At 67.1% G+C, this 19,610-nt stretch carries 18 protein-coding genes and 1 pseudogene; 12 read left to right on the top strand and 7 right to left on the bottom strand.

All coding sequences use genetic code 11. From position 1 onward, the window contains the following. The coding region (locus tag NS1_RS35295) for a SanA/YdcF family protein (RefSeq protein ID WP_307620461.1) at positions 1-708 on the top strand (708 nt) is incomplete at its 5' end. On the opposite strand, the gene NS1_RS40575 is transcribed toward NS1_RS35295, so the two are convergent. Beyond that, on the bottom strand, positions 635-1,288 hold the full coding sequence (locus NS1_RS40575) for a hypothetical protein (protein WP_157125572.1): 654 nt from the start codon (positions 1,286-1,288) through the stop codon (positions 635-637). The genes NS1_RS35295 and NS1_RS40575 overlap by 74 nt on opposite strands. Before the next feature lie 402 nt (positions 1,289-1,690). Here NS1_RS40575 and NS1_RS35280 point away from each other — a divergent pair, with 402 nt between their 5' ends. Continuing rightward, positions 1,691-4,987 (top strand): DEAD/DEAH box helicase, encoded by a 3,297-nt coding sequence (locus NS1_RS35280; protein ID WP_062991607.1) that lies wholly within the window; start codon positions 1,691-1,693, stop codon positions 4,985-4,987. On the opposite strand, the pseudogene NS1_RS35275 reads toward NS1_RS35280, so the two are convergent. From NS1_RS35275 to NS1_RS35265, 3 genes and pseudogenes are all read right to left on the bottom strand, one after another. Continuing rightward, positions 4,969-6,018: pseudogene (locus tag NS1_RS35275) on the bottom strand (class I SAM-dependent methyltransferase). The gene NS1_RS35280 and the pseudogene NS1_RS35275 sit on opposite strands and share 19 nt — an antisense overlap. Positions 6,019-6,514: 496 nt before the next feature. Then, positions 6,515-6,970: a PTS sugar transporter subunit IIA gene (locus NS1_RS35270; RefSeq protein ID WP_062991605.1), complete on the bottom strand. Its 456-nt coding sequence runs from the start codon at positions 6,968-6,970 to the stop codon at positions 6,515-6,517. Continuing rightward, on the bottom strand, positions 6,967-7,197 hold the full coding sequence (locus NS1_RS35265) for a PTS sugar transporter subunit IIB (RefSeq protein ID WP_056821036.1): 231 nt from the start codon (positions 7,195-7,197) through the stop codon (positions 6,967-6,969). The genes NS1_RS35270 and NS1_RS35265 overlap by 4 nt, the downstream gene beginning before the upstream one ends. A gap of 228 nt (positions 7,198-7,425) precedes the next feature. On the opposite strand from NS1_RS35265, the gene NS1_RS35260 reads away from it, so the two are divergent. The 6 genes from NS1_RS35260 to NS1_RS35235 all read left to right on the top strand — a co-directional run bounded on the left by NS1_RS35260 (position 7,426) and on the right by NS1_RS35235 (position 13,621). Beyond that, positions 7,426-8,772: a PTS transporter subunit EIIC gene (locus NS1_RS35260; RefSeq protein ID WP_062991603.1), complete on the top strand. Its 1,347-nt coding sequence runs from the start codon at positions 7,426-7,428 to the stop codon at positions 8,770-8,772. Positions 8,773-8,776: 4 nt separating this feature from the next. After that, positions 8,777-9,040 (top strand): HPr family phosphocarrier protein, encoded by a 264-nt coding sequence (locus NS1_RS35255; RefSeq protein ID WP_062991601.1) that lies wholly within the window; start codon positions 8,777-8,779, stop codon positions 9,038-9,040. After that, positions 9,040-10,704, top strand: a complete 1,665-nt coding sequence (ptsP, locus tag NS1_RS35250; RefSeq protein ID WP_062991599.1) for a phosphoenolpyruvate--protein phosphotransferase — start codon at positions 9,040-9,042, stop codon at positions 10,702-10,704. The genes NS1_RS35255 and ptsP overlap by 1 nt, the downstream gene beginning before the upstream one ends. A gap of 208 nt (positions 10,705-10,912) precedes the next feature. Further along, on the top strand, positions 10,913-12,079 hold the full coding sequence (locus NS1_RS35245) for an N-acetylglucosamine-6-phosphate deacetylase (RefSeq protein WP_062991597.1): 1,167 nt from the start codon (positions 10,913-10,915) through the stop codon (positions 12,077-12,079). Continuing rightward, a complete protein-coding gene (gene nagB / locus NS1_RS35240) occupies positions 12,079-12,858 on the top strand; it encodes a glucosamine-6-phosphate deaminase (protein ID WP_062991595.1) in 780 nt (259 codons plus the stop codon). The genes NS1_RS35245 and nagB overlap by 1 nt, the downstream gene beginning before the upstream one ends. A 1-nt stretch (position 12,859) precedes the next feature. After that, positions 12,860-13,621 (top strand): copper homeostasis protein CutC, encoded by a 762-nt coding sequence (locus NS1_RS35235; protein WP_062991593.1) that lies wholly within the window; start codon positions 12,860-12,862, stop codon positions 13,619-13,621. Between the two features lie 130 nt (positions 13,622-13,751). On the opposite strand, the gene NS1_RS35230 is transcribed toward NS1_RS35235, so the two are convergent. Both NS1_RS35230 and NS1_RS35225 read right to left on the bottom strand, forming a co-directional pair. Beyond that, on the bottom strand, positions 13,752-14,393 hold the full coding sequence (locus NS1_RS35230; protein ID WP_062991590.1) for an HD domain-containing protein: 642 nt from the start codon (positions 14,391-14,393) through the stop codon (positions 13,752-13,754). A gap of 73 nt (positions 14,394-14,466) precedes the next feature. Then, positions 14,467-15,135 (bottom strand): class I SAM-dependent methyltransferase, encoded by a 669-nt coding sequence (locus NS1_RS35225; protein WP_255284815.1) that lies wholly within the window; start codon positions 15,133-15,135, stop codon positions 14,467-14,469. Between the two features lie 99 nt (positions 15,136-15,234). Here NS1_RS35225 and NS1_RS35220 point away from each other — a divergent pair, with 99 nt between their 5' ends. Continuing rightward, entirely contained in the window at positions 15,235-15,813 is a 579-nt protein-coding gene (locus tag NS1_RS35220) for a TetR/AcrR family transcriptional regulator (protein WP_062991625.1), read from the top strand. On the opposite strand, the gene NS1_RS35215 is transcribed toward NS1_RS35220, so the two are convergent. Then, positions 15,749-16,051, bottom strand: a complete 303-nt coding sequence (locus NS1_RS35215; protein ID WP_062991588.1) for a hypothetical protein — start codon at positions 16,049-16,051, stop codon at positions 15,749-15,751. The genes NS1_RS35220 and NS1_RS35215 overlap by 65 nt on opposite strands. Before the next feature lie 108 nt (positions 16,052-16,159). On the opposite strand from NS1_RS35215, the gene NS1_RS35210 reads away from it, so the two are divergent. The 3 genes from NS1_RS35210 (at position 16,160) to NS1_RS35200 (ending at position 19,561) form a co-directional block, all read left to right on the top strand. Continuing rightward, on the top strand, positions 16,160-17,110 hold the full coding sequence (locus tag NS1_RS35210) for an NAD(P)H-dependent flavin oxidoreductase (RefSeq protein WP_062991623.1): 951 nt from the start codon (positions 16,160-16,162) through the stop codon (positions 17,108-17,110). An 89-nt stretch (positions 17,111-17,199) separates the two neighbouring features. Continuing rightward, positions 17,200-17,754 (top strand): TetR/AcrR family transcriptional regulator, encoded by a 555-nt coding sequence (locus NS1_RS35205; RefSeq protein WP_062991586.1) that lies wholly within the window; start codon positions 17,200-17,202, stop codon positions 17,752-17,754. A gap of 70 nt (positions 17,755-17,824) precedes the next feature. Next, the gene (locus tag NS1_RS35200) at positions 17,825-19,561 is read left to right on the top strand and encodes an alpha/beta fold hydrolase (protein WP_063816358.1); all 1,737 of its coding nucleotides are present in this window, start codon (positions 17,825-17,827) and stop codon (positions 19,559-19,561) included. Positions 19,562-19,610 lie beyond the last annotated feature (49 nt).

Raw genomic sequence — 19,610 nt, 5'->3', positions numbered from 1 at the left:
GGAATAAAGTTACGTGCCGACAATTGCAATGTCAAATCCCCTAGTCAGGGGATATTTTCGCAGTGTTCATGTATGAAAGTGCGCATGGCGGAGGAACATAGCGGGACGCGTCGGCGGTTGCGTCGCATCGCGAAGGCCGGACTTGTCGTGGCGGGTGGCCTCGTGTTAGTGACGGCTGGGGCGAACATCGCTATGTGGACTTTGTCGTCCGGCCATAGAAGTGATGTGGCAGCCGCGACCGGTGCACCTGTCGTGATCATCCCGGGTGCCAAGGTCGCGCCGGACGGAACTCCGATGGCCTATCTACGGGGACGTCTCGATGTGGCGATCGAGTTGGTCGAGGCGGGCAAGGCCGAGGAGATTCTGCTGTCCGGGGATGCCGGCGGCACGTCGGGCGACGAGATCGCGTCGATGACGCGCTATCTACTCGACCACGGTATCGATCCGGCCATTGTCCGGTCGGATCGTGCGGGGCTCTCCACACGGGAGACCTGTGAGCGCGCTAGGTCGATGTTCGGCATCGATCGGGCGATCATCGTGAGTCAGTATCAGCATCTCCCCCGTGCGGTGGCGCTGTGCCGGGCAGCGGGGATCGAGGCCGACGGGGTGGTGGCCTATTGCGAGTGCAGGCAGATCACCGAGGTACGCAACAACGTTCGTGAATGGCTTGCAGCACCGAAGGCCGTGGCGGAGATGATTCTGCGCTGATCGCGCGCTTGGACCGCAGAGAGGCAACGAACCTGCGCCATCTTGCGGGCCGTGCCGACCGCCGCTCGGGAGGCGCAGTGACTAGGTGCACGTTCACCAGTGCGTAGGGCGGGCCCGCCAGGAGGTTGCGGCACCCCTGTCGAATCTGTTCTCGGATCGTCGCGGGGTCGACGAATTCCAGGTACTCGGACAGCACCTCGAACTCTCTGGCGAGGTCTTCCAGTTCCGGTGCGGGCGGATCGGGGTATCCGGCGAGCTCCCGTAGTTGCACTGTGATCCCACCCAGGTGGGAGGCCGACGCGCCCTCCTCGGCCAGCAGAGCTGTCGCGTGATCTCGGGCCAGCCGGAGCCGGACATCTACTTCCCTCGCCCGCCAGTCGGTCACGACGTCCAGTTCGGCCATGGCGGTGCGGAAGAGTTCGGGGGCTCCACCGCAATCCGTTCGATGAAGACAGGCGAGCTCGACCAATGCCGGACTCTCGAATCCACGCGCGAGTGCCTCGGCAGCGGCCATGGACAGGTCCGCACCGTTGAGCTCACCGAGCACGAACAGGTCTGCGGCGTGGGCTAAGTCGTCCATTATTCCAGCGTGCGCGGCCGAAGGTACACGGGTCAAAGGGTTTTCCGAACGGGCGGTAGAAGCTTCCGGGCGCTCAGGGCGGTCAGCCTTGTTCGTCGGTGTGGACGGCGCTGGTCGAGGAGAACGGACGGGAATCGTCAAGGCAGCTGGGATCACGGTGGCCGTGATAGCCGGGACGGTTGTTGGGGCGGGTTCTGCTGTGGCGGAATCGGAACCGAAGGAGAACATCGTCATCGACATCACCGTGCTGCGGGCGGCGGGGTGCTTGCCGCGACGGTAGGACCAGCGCCGATGGTCTCGCCACGGCCGACGCGACCGTCGGGGTGACGTGCCAGCGGAATCCTGATCGCGTACCGTGATCGGGGTTGTCTGCAATGATCGCCGACCGGATTGGGGTGCATCGTGGGCGGTTCCGAGCACGCGGCGCGGCTCGTGCGTTTCTGGCAGACCGTGGAGTTGTTCGGTCCACAACTTGTACCGGACGCCGAGACCGACGGACTGGTGGTCGATCTCGGGGCGGATGAACGCGCGCCGTGGGAAAACCTTGCCGCCCTGCCCCCGTTGAAAACCGGGCGGGTGTGGCAGTTCGTCGTGTACGGCGGGTTGTTCCAGCTGGGGCGCGCGCGGGAATCGCTGGTGCGAACTTTCGGCGAGGATCAGCTCGAGGCCGACGCCCGACGGGCCGGGACCACAGCGGCTTTCGCGGTGACGCTGACCGACAGCGGGGTGGTTGTCGGGGGCTCGGCGACCCTGTCGGGGTTGGCGTGGGCCGTGAATCGGTTGCGAGCGCCGGGGCCCCACGATATCGGCTGGGCCGACGGGTTCGACCACGACTCGGCGGCATTCACTGCCGCGCTCGACACGCTCACGCGAGACGCCCAGTCCGACAACGAACAGATGGGTCCGGCGCCGCGGTGGCGTGCGCTGGATGTGGCAGGCCGTGGTGTGGCGGCTTCGGTGATGGCGGCGGGGGCGGATGGAGTCATCTCGCCCGGGCTCGCCGGGATGTCGGCGTTGGCCTTCGCCGAACGGTTCGCCACCGCCGCCGCCGACGACGACGACATCGGCGAGGCACCCCGGTTGACTGGGCGCGACCTGCAAATATTCACCGGTGAACTGTGTGCCGCGCTGGGTATTCGATCGGAATTGCGGGCCGGTGGCGTGCGGGTGGCGTGCGTCCAGGTCGCGGCGCGTGACGCCGACAGCGATGCCGCCGAGGATCGGCTGAACAGCGGGCTGGGTCCCGATCTGGCCGAACTCGCGAAGGCGGTGGAACGCGGCGATATCGGCGCGGCGCTGCGGAGCTACCTCATGGCGGCGGAAGGGCTGGCCGTCGACGACCGCATCGATGTGCGTCGACGACAGGACGCAGTGGTCGAAGGACTACTCCCCCAGCTCGTTCCGGACGGTCGCTGGCCGGGTGACCCGCTGGTGTCGGGTCAGCAGTTCGCGGTCGACCGCGCGCTGTCCGAATTACGTGATGGTGCCGGGATTTTCGCCGTGCACGGCGCTCCCGGCACCGGGACGACGACGATGCTGCGAGACCTGCTGGCCGGGATTCTGGTCGAGCGTGCCGCGCAGCTGGCGGCATTCGATGATCCGATGGCGGTGTTCGCGGGGGTCACCGAGCAGGTCCAGGTGGCGAAGAACTACACGGTGGGCGCGCACCGGTTGGCGAACAGCGTGACCGGGTTCGAAGTGGTGCTCGCGACGGGCAGCGACGCCACCGCGGCCGATGTGGTCGCCGAGGTCCAGCATCGTGGCGCGATCGACGGCGAGCTCAATCACTTCACCGACCTGGCCGAACTCGTCGGCGGTGCACCCGCGTGGGGATTGGTCGCCGCGGCACTGGGCGGAACGCGACGAACATTCGCCGAACAGTTCTGGTTCGGGGATCGGTTCGCCGCCGAGCGGAAGACCGGGGCACCCAACGGTGGGATGCTCGACATCCTCAAACAGGCCGAGGCCGACCCGGATTCGATTCCGGATTGGTCGACCGCGGTGCGCGACTTCACCACTCGTAGGGCCGAGGTGCGCAGGCTCGCGCAAGACCGGCAGAACGTCGCCGATGCGGTTGCCGACTTGCCCACGATGAACGCGGGTTTGCAGTCGACGGCGGCCGAGATCACCAATGCCGATGACGCACACGCGCATTGGCGGGAGCGTCATCAACTGGCGACCGAACATCTACGGGCCGCGCAAGCCGCCCATCATCGGGCAGGCAAGCTCCTCACCGAGCACGGTGGGCGCAAGCCCGGGTTCGTGGCATCGCTGTCGACGGGTTTCCGAGCGGGGCGGCGGTGGAGTGCGCGCAGCAATGAGTTGCTGCGCGAACGACATATCGCCGAGGCGGAGATGCGGCGACGTCAGACCGAGGTCGAATACACGCGTGAACAGTGGGCGGGGGCGGCCGAGAACGGACGCACGCTCATTCGCGAGCACGTCGAGTTGACGGAGCGGCGGGCGGCGGCGCTGGCCATCATCGAGCGTGGGCGCGAGAACTGGGCGCGCACGATCCCGTTCGGTGATGTCGCGGGTGACGACGAGCAGTTCCAGCTGTGCAATCCCTGGGCGGACGAACAGTACGCGAGCGCGCGGCGCGAGTTGTTCCTGTCGGCGTTGAAGTTGCATCGCGCGTTCCTGCTCAACGCGGCGCCCCGGATTCGCGACAATCTGATCGTCGCCATCGCGTTGATCCGTGGTGAGCTCGCGGTCGCGCCGAAACCGGAAACCGTCGCGGCGGCGTGGCAGACGCTGTTCTTCGCGGTGCCGATGATCACGACGACCTTCACCGCGCTGCCTCGACTGTTCGCCGGGCTCGGTCCCGAGGCGCTCGGATGGTTGTTCGTCGACGATGCCGGGCAGGCTGCGCCGCAGTCGGTGGCCGGTGGGTTGTGGCGGGCTCGGCGTGCGGTGATCGTCGGTGATCATCGTCAGCTGGGACCTGTTGGCGTGCTGCCCACTTCGGCGCAGGAAGCATTGGTGCAGCAGTACGGACTCGATGCGGAGTGGATGCCGGATCAGGCGTCGGTGCGCCAGGCGGCTGATCGTGGGGCGCGGTTCGGGACGTGGCTGATGCCCTCGGATTCGGTCGCGCCGGTGTGGGTCGGTGCGCCGTTGCGGGTCCATCGGCGCAGCGATCGGCCGATTTTCGAACTCACCCATCACATTGCCTATGGCGATGATCTGCTGGTGTTCGCCACCCCGGATCGGCCGGAATTCCCCGGGCACGATCGGTGGATCGATGTCAGATCCGTACGGGCCGAAGGTAATTGGATTCCCGGTGAGGGTGAAGCGCTCGCCGCGCTGCTCGCGCGGTTGACCGAGGACGGGGTGGCCGCGGCCGATATCCGGGTGGTCAGCCCGTTCCGTGACGTCGCCGGTGGCGCGCAGGAGGTCGCGCGTGAGGTGCTCGGTGCGGAGTTCGCGCAGCGGCAGGTGAGTACTGTCCACGCGATGCACGGCAGTTCGGCCGAGGTCGTGGTGCTGATCCTGGGGACCTCGCCTGCGGCGGGTGGATCGCGACGGTGGGCGGCGACGAATCCGAATGTGCTCAATACGGCGGTGTCGCGGGCACGGCGGCGGGTCTACGTGATCGGCAACTACCGATTGTGGAGCAGCCAGCGGTATTTCGACGACCTCGCCAGGCGCTGGACGGTAGAGACCGAGCAGTTGGTCGATCAGACCGTGAGCCGGTAGAAGCGCCAGAATCCGAAGTCCTCGATCGGGAGCACGTCCACGGCGGTGAAACCGGCCTTCTCTGCATACTCCCCCAGCGTCGCCGAGCGCATGACTGTGCCGGTGCCTGCCGAGCCGGGATGCGCCATGCCGTCGGGCAGACAGACCAGCAGGCTGAACCCGTACATCAGGCGGTCGATATCGCTCGCGGGTGCGGTGAATTCCGGGGCGACGGCCTCATCCATGATGATCACCGCCCCTCCCGGACGCAGGGCTTTGCGCATCGAGGTCAGCACCTCGACGGGGTGCGGCATGTCGTGCAGGCATTCGAAGGCGAACAGCGCGTCGTAGGTGGATCCGGGGAGGTCGGTGGCGGCGTCGGCGTGGTGGAAGCGGACGCGGTTGCCGAGCTCGGCGGCGTTGTCGGTGGCCATCCGCACCGAGGGTTCGTCGATGTCGTAGCCGTCGACCGCTAGCTCGGGGTAGGCAAGGGCGCTCGCGGACCAGCCGCCGCCGGAGCCGATGTCGGCCGCCTTGGCATTCGGCGCGAAAGCAGCGCGTGGATGTCGGGCACCCCAGCCAGGTCGGTAGCGAGACGTTGTTCGAACCAGGGCCGGTTCATGTCCGACTGGGATTCGCGCATGTCGGCACCGTTTTCGGACCAGCCGACGCCACCGCCGTCGCGATAAGCGCGCACGAGCGCGGGCATCTGGGCGGCGGCGCCCGCCAGCATACGAGCAAGTGGCGCAAGGTAATTGAGACTGACCGGGTCGGTGAGAACTTCCGCGGCGCCGACGGGCAGCGCGAACCGCCCGTCCGCGGTCACCGTCAGAATCTCGGTCGCCGCCTGCTGCTCGAGCCACTCCTGCGCATACCGGCGATCCCCACCCGCCCGCGCGATCAACTCACCCGCATCCGGAACCACCCTCGGCCAACGCCCGATACCAGCCGAGCCGATCTCCGAGATGCACCGCGAGAATGTCGATCGCCCCGAGCGCGGCCCCGAACAACCGGTCGGCGAACTGCTCACTGGTCTGATCCGCTCCACTCACCGGTCGTCCTCCTGGTGATGCGACACGAATCGGCATCGACCCGCTGGTACGGACTACGCGCCGCCGAGACCAACGGTTCACCCGCCCAACGATTCGATCTCCGACCTATCCGTTGCGGGATGTTAGCGAGACAATGGTCGATGAGCTTCTAAAGATCGGATCAGTGATGAGAACAGTGCAATTACTCGGATCAGCCGGTTGCGCTGCCGTAGCTATCGCCATCGCGATGTCGCCGTCAGCCACCGCTGAACCGATCACCGACGTACTTCACAACAGCGAATCGAGCCAGCTCCGTACAGCACCGGGTCGCGACTGTCACTCATCCTATGAGCCTTGCCTCCCGATCGTCAGCGACGTGGACTGCGAGGGTGCCGGCGATGGGCCGGTCTACACGGGGCCCGTTCGCGTGATCGGGCCCGATGAGTACGACCTCGACCGCGACGGTAACGGATTGGGGTGTGAAGCCCGCTGATTCGCCGGTGTACAGCCGCGCGCCCTACGGCGAATCGAACAGGAGGACGCCGGATTCCACAGTGGCACCGATGGTGTCGGCGTAGACGGAGTTCTTCGCAGAGTCCATGACTACGACAGGGCAGATGATCGAGTAGCCGGTGGCGGCGGTTTTCGTCGGGTCGAAGGTGACGATGGGGGCGCCTGCTTCTACCGTGTCGCCTTCGGTGGCCAGGAGTTCGAAGCCTTCGCCTTTGAGTTTCACCGTGTCGATGCCCAGGTGGACCAGGACGCCGAGGCCCTGGCCGAGGATGACGAAGGCGTGGGGGTGGAGTTTGAGGATCTTGCCTGCGATGGGGGCCGTCACCATCAGGGGGCCGCGGGTGCGGTCGGGGTCGAGGGCGACGCCGGAGCCGACGATCTGTTCGGCGAAGACCTGATCGGGGACCTCGGACAGGGCAACGACGGTGCCGGGGAGCGGGGCGAGGACCGGGATGCTCACAGGATGTCCTCGATGTCGTCGGCCAAGGTGTCGGCTTCGGGACCGACCACGACCTGCACGACCGAGCCCGACTTGAGCACACCGTGGGCGCCCGCGGCCTTGAGCGCGGCCTCGTCGACCTTGCTTCCGTCCTTCACCTCGGTGCGCAACCGGGTGATACAGGCCTCGATCTCGACGATGTTGTCGGCGCCGCCGAGGCCCGCAACGATCGCTTCCGCTTTGGACATGTGTTCTCCCTTTCCACGGTGGTTGCCGGTACCAGTATGGGAGCCTCGAATGTGCGCCACGTCATATTCGGCGGTTGACATCCGACCTCCACCTGGTCAAACTGGCAACTGGTTATGACCGGACAGTACCCGTCAGGTACACCGGTTCACAACAGTTAACCCGGATCGGCAGGCAAGCCGCTCCTCCCTCGCCGAGACCGCCGGGAAGCCGGCACGAAGAAGGTCGACATGACTGCCGTTACCGACACACCCAAACAAGAATCGAAGGTGTTCGCGGGATTGCAGCGCCTCGGTCGCAGCCTCATGCTGCCGATCGCGGTGCTCCCCGCGGCGGGCATCCTGCTGCGCATCGGCCAGGACGATCTCCTCGGCCGGTTCTCCGCGCTGGAAAGCACCGCCTCGGTCATCTCGGCGGCCGGGCAGGCCGTGTTCACCTGGCTGCCGCTGATCTTCGCCGTCGGTATCGCGATCGGCTGGGCCAAGAAGTCCGACGGGTCGACGGCGCTGGCCGCGGTGGTCGGTTACATGGTGATCAACGGTGTCTTCGAGGCGATGTCACCGATCGTGCTCGCGGGAAAGACCGACCCGAAGGGCGCGCAGGCGCTGATCAACTACGGCGTCCTCGCCGGCATCGTGATGGGTCTGCTGTCGGCGATCCTGTGGCAGCGGTTCTATCGCACGAAGCTGCCCGATTTCCTCGGCTTCTTCAACGGCAGGCGGCTGGTCCCGATCCTGACCGCGTTCACCGGCCTGATCGTCGGCGTCGGCATGGCGTTTCTGTACCCGGCGTTCAACTCCGCGCTCACCTGGGTGGGTGAGGCCGTCGCGGACAACGCGGTCGTCGGTGGCGGCATCTACGGCACGGCCAACCGCCTGCTCATCCCGACCGGTCTGCACCACATCCTGAACTCCACGGTCTGGTTCCTCGTCGGCGATTACAACGACGCCTCCGGCCAGGTCGTGCGCGGCGACCTCAACCGCTTCTTCGCCGGTGATCCGACCGCGGGCACGTTCATGACGGGCTTCTTCCCGATCATGATGTTCGCGCTTCCCGCTGCCGCGCTTGCCATTTGGCGCAATGCGCGGCCGTCGCAGAAGAAGCTGGTGGGCGGGATCATGCTGTCGACCGGTCTGACCGCGTTCGTCACCGGCATCACCGAGCCGCTGGAGTTCTCGTTCATGTTCGTGGCGTGGCCACTGTATGTGGTGCACGCGGTCTTGACGGGCACGTCGATGGCGCTGGTGAACGCGCTCGGCATCCATGACGGATTCACGTTCTCCGCCGGCGCGATCGACTACCTGCTGAACTTCGGCAAGGCGACCGACGCGTGGCTGCTGATCCCGATCGGGCTCGGCTACGCGGTGATCTACTACACGCTGTTCAGCTTCGTGATCAAGAAGTGGAACCTGCGGACCCCCGGTCGCGAATCGGAAACCGACGTCGAGGCCGGCGTGCCCGACACGGCCGCGGTCGAGGCGCAGGCCGCGCTGACCGCCACGGGCGATACTCGAACCGATGCGCCATCGGTCGCCGAAGTCGAATCGAAGTTGGACAAGAAACTGGAAGGTGAGTGAGGCCATGAGCACCCGCACCGTCATCGTCGGATCCGAAGTGGGGCTGCACGCGCGGCCCGCCGCGAAATTCACCAGGGCCGTGCAGGCCGCGGGGGTGCCGGTGCGGATTTCGATGGGAGGTGGCGAGCCGGTCGACGCGGCCAGCGTGCTCGCGGTGATGACACTGGGCGCCGACCACGGGGCCGAGGTGACCCTGCACGCCGAGGGTGCCGACGAGGTCTTGGACCAGTTGGCCGAACTCATCGCCTCCGACCTGGACGCGGCCTGATGTCGGAGCAGGTGATCCGTGGGCTCGGCGTGAGTCCGGGCGTGGTGTGCGCGCCGTGGTTGCGGTTCGGAGCGCAGTTCGAGACCTCGGCGCACGATCCTGTCGGCGGCTCACCCACTGAGGAGCTGGCACGGGTCGAGGACGCGCTCGGCGTCGTATCCGACGAGATGGCCGCGCGGGCCACGCGGGTGACCGGTGTTGCGGCGGAGATTCTTTCGATGTCGGCGACGATGGCCCGTGATCCCGGCATCGTCGCCGCCACGCAGAAGGAACTCGAGGCCGGAATGCCGACGGCGCACGCGGTGCACCTGGCGTTCGAGGGATTCTGCGCGAAGCTGGAAGCGCTCGGCGGGTACATGGCGGAGCGGGCGACCGATCTGCGCGATATCGGCGGACGCACTGTCGCGGTGCTGCTCGGGCTGCCGATGCCGGGCATTCCGGAGCCGGGGTATCCGTTCGTGCTGGTCGCGCGGGATCTCGCACCTGCCGATACGGCGATGCTGGGCGACAGTGATGTGGTCGGGTTGCTGACCACCGAGGGCGGGCCGACCAGCCATACCGCCATTCTCGCGAAGTCGCTCGCCTTGCCCGCGGTGGTGAGCTGTCCTGACACCGATCGGCTCGTCGAGGGTGTGCCGGTGCTGCTCGACGGCACGACCGGCGAGGTCGTGATCGATCCCAGTCCTGAGCATCAGCGGGCCGCTGTCGAACAGGCCGCCGCGGACAAGGCGCGGATCGCGGCGGCCAGCGGGCCGGGACACACCGCTGACGGGACGCCGGTGCATCTGCTGGTGAATATCGGCACCGTCGACGACGCCGCGAAGGCGGGCCTGGTCGACAGTGAGGGCGTGGGGCTGTTCCGCACCGAGTTCATGTATCTCGGGAAGGCGTCCGCGCCGTCGCTGGACGAGCAGACCGCTTCCTACACTGCGGTTCTCGAACAGTTCGCCGGGCGGCGCGTGGTGGTGCGGACTCTCGATGCCGGGTCGGACAAGCCGCTGCCGTTTCTCGATCTCGGTAGCGAGGAGAATCCGGCGCTCGGTGTGCGCGGGCTGCGGATCGGCACGGTGTTCCCGGAGACGCTTACCACGCAGCTCACGGCGCTCGCCCGCGCGGGCGAGGCGACCGGGGCCGATCTGTGGGTGATGGCGCCCATGGTCGCCACCGCAGATGAGGCTGCCGGATTCGCCGCGCTGGCAAGGGAATCCGGGCTGACGAAGGTCGGGGCGATGATCGAGATCCCGGCGGCCGCGTTGCGCGCCGCCGATCTGCTCGCGCATCTCGACTTCGTGAGCATCGGGACGAACGATCTCAGCCAGTACACGTGTGCGGTCGACCGGATGGCGGGCGGGCTCGCACAGCTGCTCGATCCGTGGCAGCCGGCGGTGCTCGATCTGATCGCGATGGTCGGTGCTGCCGGTGCGGCTGCGGGTAAGTCGGTCGGGGTGTGTGGCGAGGCGGCGTCGGATCCGACGTTGGCGCCGGTCCTGGTGGGGCTCGGGGTGACGAGTTTGTCGATGTCGGTGCCCGCTTTGCCCGCTGTGCGGGCGGCGTTGGCCGCGGTGGATATGCAGCGGTGCCAGGACGCGGCGGATGCGGCGTGTGCGGCGCGGAATCCGCAGGCGGCGCGTGAGGTTGTTGCGGCGATCATCGGGCGGTCGTGAAAACGGTTGTTGTGTGTGGGGTCCGGCCGTCGGTCGGACCGCGGTGTGGCTTCCGTCGTCGGTCGTCGGAGACGGTGGGGGCCACCCGTCTGTCGGCCGATCTCGTGCGGACCGAGTGTGCATTTCCGGTGGTCGGTTTCGCGTCCTTCAGATGCTCGGGAGCTGTCAGCCGCTCCGGTGACCGGCGTGGCCGGAAGGGTTGGTTGTAATGGGGGTTCTGCGCGGTCGACTCGTAGGGACGGACGAGGGTGAGATTGCGGACGGGATCGTCGAATTCGATGACAATCGGATCACCTGGGTCGGCCCTGTAGCGAATCATCTTGACCCCGAGCAACTTCCGGCACCGAGTAATGAGCTTGTGCTTCCTGGGTTGATCGACCTGCACTGCCACGGTGGCGCCGGGTTCGGTTTTCCGAATGCTGATGCGCGGGGTGCTCGGGTCGCGGCGGCGCATCATCGAGGTCAGGGCACTACCGGGTTGATGGGGAGCCTGGTGTCGGACCAACCGGACGTGTTGGTCGCGCAGGCGGCGATTCTGGCTGATCTCGTCGAGGACGGGGCGTTGCTCGGGGTGCATCTCGAGGGTCCGTTCATCAATGCGAGCCGTTGTGGGGCACAGGATCCCGCGGCGATCATTCCCGGCGACCCCGCGCTGTTCGAGCGGATCTACGCGGCGGCGCGCGCCACAGTGCGGTCGATGACATTGGCGCCCGAGACCGCGCACTTCGATGAGCTGCTGGCCGCGATGCGCCGTCATGATGTGCTGCCGAGCCTCGGGCACACCGATGCCGATGCCGCGACTACCGCGGCGCGCATCGCCGATGCTCGTGGCGGGCCGATCACCGCTACCCATCTGTTCAACGGGATGCCCGCACTGCACCACCGCTCCCCCGGACCCGTCGCCGCCTGCCTGGCCGCGGCCGGGCGGGGCGAGATGGTGGTCGAATTGATCGCGGACGGTGTGCATTTGGCACCCGAGACGGTGGTGATGGTGTTCGACACCGTCGGTCCGGATCAGATCGCGCTGGTGTCCGACGCGATGGCGGCGGCAGGGATGAGCGACGGTGACTACCGGCTGGGCGCCCTCGATGTTCAGGTGCACGACGGTGTCGCCCGGCTCGCCACCTACGACGGTTCGCCCGGGGCGATCGCGGGCGGCACGGCACGACTCATCGATGTGCTGCGCTGGACCGTCCTCGATGCGGGCATACCGCTGTCGGACGCGGTCATCTCCGCGACACGCACCCCTGCTCGCGTCCTCGGCCTCGCCGGCGAACGCGGCAGTCTCACGGTCGGCGCACGTGCCGACATCCTTGTCACCGACCAGTCATTGCGGCCGCGGCGGGTTTTCGTCGCCGGAACGGAAGGAATCTGATGGAAATCGTGATCCGGGCTGATGAAGACGAGGTGGCGAGCACGGTCGCCGATATCGTCGGCGGCTATGTGACAGGCGGCAACGCGATCCTCGGTTTGGCTACCGGGTCGTCACCGCTGGGGAGCTATCAGGAGCTCGCACGCCGCTATCGCGAGGGTGAGCTGGACTTCACGACCGCGAGCGCCTTCCTCCTCGACGAGTACGTGGGGCTGCCGAAAGATCATCCGCAGTCGTACTTCTCGGTGATCCGGTCGGAGTTCGTCGACCATGTGAACCTCGATCCCGCCCGGGTGCTGAGCCCGAACGGCGAGGCAGGCGACGTCGCGGGGGAAGGCCGACGGTATGACGCGGCCATCGCCGCGGCGGGTGGGGTCGACGTACAACTGCTCGGCATCGGTACCGACGGGCATATCGGGTTCAACGAACCCGGGTCGGCGTTGACCTCGCGCACGCGAGTGAAGACGCTCACCGAGCAGACCCGTCAGGACAACGCCCGCTTTTTCGACGGACCGGAGGATGTGCCGCATCACGTGCTCACCCAGGGTCTCGGCACCATCAGCGAGGCCGGACACCTGGTGATGATCGCGCTCGGCGCGGGCAAGGCCGATGCGATCGCCGCCGCCGCCGAGGGGCCGTTGTCGGCATTCTGCCCGGCTTCGGTCATGCAGTGGCATCGTCATGTCACCGTGGTGATCGACGAAGCCGCGGCGAGCAAGTTGAAATTGGCGGACTACTACAAGTACGCGCTGGCGAACAAGCCCGCCTGGCAGTCGTTCTGACGTGACCGCGCTCGAGTTCGCGGTGCAGGACGTGGCGGGTGCGCTCGGCGCTCGCCGCGCCGGGGCGGATCGGGTGGAATTGTGTGCGGCGCTGGGCGGTACGGGTGGGCTGACGCCGAGCATCGGGACGATCGAGGCGGTGGTGGGAACCGGGGTTCCCGTTCACGTGTTGATCCGGTGCCGGGCCGGCGGTTTCGTGTACTCCGACGCTGCTGAACTCGCGGTGATGAACGCTGATGCGCGCGCGGCAGTTTCGGCCGGCGCGTCCGGTCTGGTGATCGGTGCGCTAACCCCCGCCCACCAGGTCGATGACGAGGGTCTACGCCGTGTTCTCGATGGTGTCGATGTCGACGACATAGAGCTGACCTTTCATCGTGGGATGGATCAGATCCGCGACCGCGAGGCGGCGCTGGACACGCTGATCGCCGAGGGCATGACCAGGGTGCTCACGTCCGGCGGGGCAGCCACCTGCGCCGAGGGCCTCGACGGACTCGCCGCACTGGTCGATCACGCCGCAGGGCGGATCCAGATCATGGCGGGTGGCGGAATCGCCGTCGGCGACATCCCGGCACTGCTCCGGACCGGTGTCGACGGGATCCACCTGTCAGCGCGACGTGTCATCGCTGACGACGGCGGACCCGGCGGGGGCGGCAAGACCGGCCACGAACAACTGGACGAAGAGCTCGCATCCGCCGCTGCTCGTCAGCTACTCGCTGTAGACCGGCCGACTACCCCAGGACCCCTGCCTGATTCAGGCTGCTGAACCACCCCGCACGCGACGACAGGATTCAGACGCGATGGGCCAGTAGGAGTTCGGCTTTCGCGGGCCACAATCGCGGTCGACACCTGCCCGGACCATTGCGGCACCCGCCCACCGCCGTCAGCGACGCGTTTCAGGCGCGCTCGGCGAGGATCAACTCCGCTTCGCCGGGATTGCAGTCGAAGGCCGCTTGAACTGCCGCGACGGCCTTCTCGTGTTCGCCGACCGCAACGAGCTGGTCGATATCGGCCCACTGATCGGAGGGCGGGGCCACAGTGGGGTCGAGGCGACGGTCGAGACGTTCCCACATGCGGGCCACGGTGGGGTCGTCGGCGAGGAGTTCGCCGAGGTGGGCCTTGAAGGTGGGGTGCTCGGTCCGGTACATGCCCATCCAGCTGCTGGCGAGCGGACTGGCCTCGGCATTGGCGGTGCGGTCGGCGAGTTTGAGGATCACGGCCCTCGGGTGTGCGGCAATCTTGGTATAGGCGTTCCGGTTTCGCGCCTTGCGGTCGGGGCCGATGCCGGTGACCGCCCACACCAGGTCGAGAACCTCACGGCCGAAACGAGATTCGACGTCCTCGGCCGTGACCGGGGTGTCTTCGACGACGTCGTGGAGCCAGGCCGCGAGGCCGAGTTCACCGCCGTAGCCGAAATCGTCGAGGACACCACGAACGGCCGCGAGATGGGTGACGTAGGGATGCTCGCCATAGCGCTGATCACCATGTGCCGCGATGGCGAACTCCCGTGCTTCGATTTCGCGCTGCTCGAACTCCATGCCGCACCCCCGTGCTCGATTGGTGATCGTGTCGAGATCGACCCTAACCGAGGGCACCGACACGGTGCCGAGATCAGTGGTGGGCGACCGGCTTCACCGCGGTCAGGATGCCCGTCTGGTCACGGCTCTGGGTGTAGGTGAGATCGGTGAAGCCGACCGTCTCGACCTGGCCGGTGTAGTGGCGGATATCGGCGTCGGCCAACGGATCGCCGCCGCGGCCGAGGAACAGCGAGAGCACTTTCCGCATGCGCGGTGACGGTGACGCGTCGGCCAGCAGGAGTCGTCCGCCCGGTCGCAATACCCGCCACATCTCGGCGATCGCGGCGTCACGGTGTGACTCGGGGATGTGGTGCATGACGAAAGTGCAGGTGACTACGTCGAATTCGGCATCGGGTAGGGGCAGCGACTGCGCCGGGCCGACCACGTACCGATGGTGCGTGGCGCGATCCCTGTCGCTGTTGTCGGCGACCGCGGTGGCCGAGGGATCGACGCCGACGGCAGCGCCGCTCGGTCCGACCGCGTCGCCGAGCGCACGGACGAGCTTGCCGGGACCGCAACCGATATCGAGTGCGCGAGCACCCGGGTTCGCGCCGGAGCGCGTGACGAGTTCGGCGAGCAGACGACGGTGTCTGCCGAGGAAGAACACCGAGGTGAACAGGTTGTAGCGGCGCAGGCCTGCGATGACGAGGCCGGTGTCGGCGTCGTCGACGAACATGGGGGTGAGAAGCTGATTTCGGGACATGAGTTCATGGTCGGACGCCGCCGCGCGCGTCACCAGGAGCAGAATCGCCCGAGGTGTCCGTTATCGAACAGATCCGGGGAAACCGTGCAGGAGGAAGCGATGGCCGAGCGCCCTGATCGCCGGGTTCGACGCACCAGGGACACGCTGCACAAGGCGTTGATCGAGCTGATGATCGAGCGCGGCTACGACAAGGTGACCGTGAGCGACATCATCGCCCGCGCCGACGTCGGGCGGTCCACGTTCTACGCGCACTATCGCGACAAGGACGACCTGCTGCTGGTGAGCTGCACCGAATTCCTGCGTCGCGAGATCGTCCGCACCACCACGCCGGGTGCCCCGCTCCTGCCGCTGCGTGTGATGTTCCATCTCGCCGCGCAGTATCCCGAGGTGTACGGCCCGCTGATCGGGCCGAAAGCGACCGCCACCGTTGTGCGCGCCTACCAGCAATGCGTCACCGAACTGGTCGGTGAGCTCCTCGGCGAGCAGCCCGCGGGCACGATCGCGTTCGTGTCGTGTGGGTTGATCGGCGTGCTCGGCACGGTGATCGAACCGAGCGCGCCGACACCACCCACGCAGGCGTGGCAGCGATTCGAGACTCTGGCGCTCTACGGGCTCAGTGGGTCCGGCGGCCCAGATCCGGCCACGGCGGGCGGCGCAGAATCGCCAGTGCCGCAATGACCGCGGCGAGCAGCCCGATCCATTCGCCCAATTGAGCGATGCGATTGGTGTCCATCGCGGGCGTCCAGTGCACACGTCCCTCGTGGACGACGAACAATCCGACCGGACGGGCGTGGCGCAGGACGCCACTACCGCGCGCGACGGTGATGATGGTCGTGCCGTCGGCCGTGTCGATCGGCTCGCCGAACACCATCGGCGGCTCGACCACCATCTGTTCGAGGCGATCCCTGATCGTCATCGCATCCCCGTCTCGTCGTTCAGTACTGCCGTCGAAGATACGCGCCTCGAGGACCCTCTGTCGGCTGCCATGATGGTGAGTGTCACAGCCATGGCGAAAGGTGCACCGATGCCAGAGCAGTCATTGTCGACACCGTGGTCTCGATCGTTGGGTCTGCGCGTGCCGGTCGTGAACGCGCCGATGGGTGGCGCCGCGGGGGGACGGCTCGCGGCGGCGGTCAGCGCGGCGGGTGGGCTCGGGATGATCGGGATGGGCAGTGCGGGGTCGGTCGCGGCGTTGCGGAGAGAGTTGGCCATCGCGGGTACGCCGGACGGGATCGGGCTCGTCGACTGGGTCCGCGCCCGCGAAACCGGCCTGCTCGAAGCCACGATCGCAGCACGTCCACGGCTGATCTCGGTCAGTTTCGGCACCGATTTCTCCTGGGTGCCGCAGGTACAGGACGCGGGCATCCTCGCGGTCACCCAGGTGTACGACGCGCCCGGCGCGCACCGGGCTCAGGATGCGGGCATCAACGTTCTCGTGGCGCGCGGTAGCGAAGGCGGCGGTCACGGCGCCGACCGACTTGGCCTGCTGCCGTTGCTCGACGCAGTTCTCGAGATCGCTACCGTGCCGGTCCTGGCCGCCGGGGGTATCGGCTCCGGGCGCACGCTCGCCGCCGTGCTCGCAGCGGGAGCGGCAGGAGCGTGGCTCGGGACCTGCCTGGCCGCCGCCGAGGAATCACTGCTGCCCGAATCCGCCCGCCTGGCGATGCTCGCCGCGGACTCCAGCAGCACCACCGTCACCACCGCGTTCGACGAGGCACTCGACCTGCCCTGGCCGCCGATCTATCCGGCGCGTGTCCTGCGCAACGAGTTCACCGACCCGTGGGCCCGACCCGACGCCGACGACCTACCCGACGCCGAACGTCTTCGCGCGGCGATCGCGGTCGACGATCCCAAGCTCGCGCCCGTGGACGCGGGCCAGGGCGTCGGCTTGGTGACCCATATCGAACCTGCCTCCACTGTCATCGACCGACTGTGCGGGGACGCGGCCGAGCTTCTGGCATCACGCCACACGTAATCGACTCGGCGCCCGCTGATTGCGACAAACCAACCGCGCCGAGGTTCGCCACGGTTGCAGAAATATATAGATCGGTCTAGTTTTAACGTGTGGGAAAAAAGGGAGCCGAAACCCGGTGCAAGTTGATCAGGGCGACGCGGTCGCTGATCGAGTCGCATGGTTACTTCGGTGCCGGGCTCAATCAGATCGTGCAGGAGAGCGGGGCGCCGCGCGGGTCCCTGTACTTCCACTTCCCCGGCGGCAAGGACGAATTGGTGGCCGCGGCGCTTGCCGAGAGCGGTAGCGATATCGCGGGGATCATCCGCACGATCGAGGCGACGGACGCACGAGATTTCGCGCGCAAGATGGTGAACCTGCTGGGCGATCAGCTGGAAGCATCGGACTGGACCATCGGTTGCCCGGTGGCGGCTGTCGCCCTGGACACCGCGGCTACCAATGACGCCGTGCAGCAAGCTTGTTCAGCGACATATCGACTCTGGGAAGAGGCGATCCGGGAACGATTGATCGGATTCGGTCATCCCGAGCCCGAACGGATCACCACGGTCGCGCTCGCCCTGATCGAAGGCGGACTGGTGCTCGCACGCACCCACCGCTCACGCCAACCGCTGCGACACCTCGCCGACACCATCGACATTCTGGTCTGAACTCCTCCCGCCTCCGCTCCGGACTTACGACTCCAAAATATGTAAATCGGTCTACTGAAAGTAGGACACCATGGCACACACCGACTCGATTGTTTTCGGCGCCGCCGGATTCATCGGCCGCTCGCTGGTCGCCGAACTGCTGCGAACCGGGCACACCGTCACCGCCGCGCTGCGTGCGGGCAGTCAGGATCGGCTGCGGACCTGGCTCGACACGCAGAGCGTCGACACGTCCGGGTTGACCATCACCACCACCGATATCGCCGAACCGGATCTCGCGCTGGGCGACACGATCGACGGGGTGCGCGATGTGTACAACGCGGCCGCGTTGATGAAGTTCGGGCTGGATGCGGAGGTGGCGCGTCGGGTCAATCTCGACGGGGCGGTGCACATACTGGAATGGGCCGCACGGCAACCGGATCTGCGGCGCGTCGTGCACATCACCGGCTATCGCGCCGCCGAGGACGGCGGCGAGCAGGACTACGGCAACGGCGCGTACGAGGCGTCGAAAGTCGAGGCCGATCTGCTGTTACGGCGCATCGCGGCCGATCGTGACATCCCGCTGACCATGGCGAATCCCTCCGGGGTGCTCGGACCCGGCCAGTATTTCGGGCTCTCCGACATCATCGACAATCTCTGGCAGGGCCGCTTGCCCGCACTGCCGGGCGCCGCCGATACCTTCGTGCCGGTCGTCGATCTCGACTACGTGGCGCGGTTCATGGTCGGGCTGCCCACGCAGCCCGATACGGTCGGCAAGTCCTATCCGCTGCTGGATGCCGCGACTCCCGCACTGCCCGAACTGATTCGGCTCGTCGCCGATCATCTGCACGTCGCCGCGCCGCGCTTCACGTTGCCGACCGCGCTGGTCCGGCGACTGCCACGGGCGGTGACCCATGCCGATCCCGAAGCGCTGTCCTTCATCAGCAGCGACCGCTACGACACCGGCGACAGCGATATCGTCGCGCGACGGCTCGGCGTCGCTCATCCGCCGGTCAGTGAACTGCTGCGCACCTACGCCGACGGGATCGTCGCCAGTCGCAACGGCACCGTCACGCCCGTGCCCGAATCCGGATTCCGCGACGGTACGTGGCTGGTAGGCGAGCAGGTCGAGCCGGAATATGTGCTACTGCACGGCATTCCGGTCGACAGTGATTCGTGGGCCGGGGTAGTGCGCGAATTGGATGGACCGGTACTGGCGGCCGATCTGCCCGGGCTGGGCCGTTCGGCGGCTACTTCGCAGTCGACCGGTGACTGGATGGCGGAGCTGATGGCGCCGGTGCGGACTCGACCGGTCATAGTGGGTCATTCGTTCGGTACCTGGCCCGCCATCGAATTCGCGCTTCGCCATCCCGATCGGGTGTCACGACTCGTGCTCATCGCCCCCGCATTTCTGCAACAGCCCGCCTCCCGGCTCACGGGTTCGCCCATCGCCGCCGAGGTCGTCAAGCGGATGTCCCCTGTGACATTGGCTGCGCGACTGAGCATTCCGGATGGACCCGCCGTCGCCTCCGCTGTGGCGAATCTGCGGCGGCCCGGCGTCGCCCAGCGGACCTTCGCGGCCTTGCGCGCCGCGGGTTCCTCGCGAGACGAGCTCGCCGCCAAGCTTGCGCGGGTCACGGTTCCGGTCGACATCATCGTGGGTGCGGACGATCCGCTGATCGAGCCGACCGATCGGCCGGTCACCACGATCGCCGATACCGGGCATTACCCGCAGCTGACCCATCCCGATCTGGTCGCTCGTGTGGTGCGAGGCGAAGATGTCAGCGCCGCACCGCGATACGTGGAGAACAGCCCGACGTTGAACCGTTAGCCAGACCGACCGCATCCGTGGAGACTCGGCCGTGCCGACGGGCGGATCA

It is taken from the genome of Nocardia salmonicida NBRC 13393, assembly GCF_001613085.1.
GTDB classification, from domain to species: domain Bacteria; phylum Actinomycetota; class Actinomycetes; order Mycobacteriales; family Mycobacteriaceae; genus Nocardia; species Nocardia salmonicida.
Note: the sequence above shows the minus strand (reverse complement) of the source record. Positions and strands in the feature narration are given on the sequence as shown.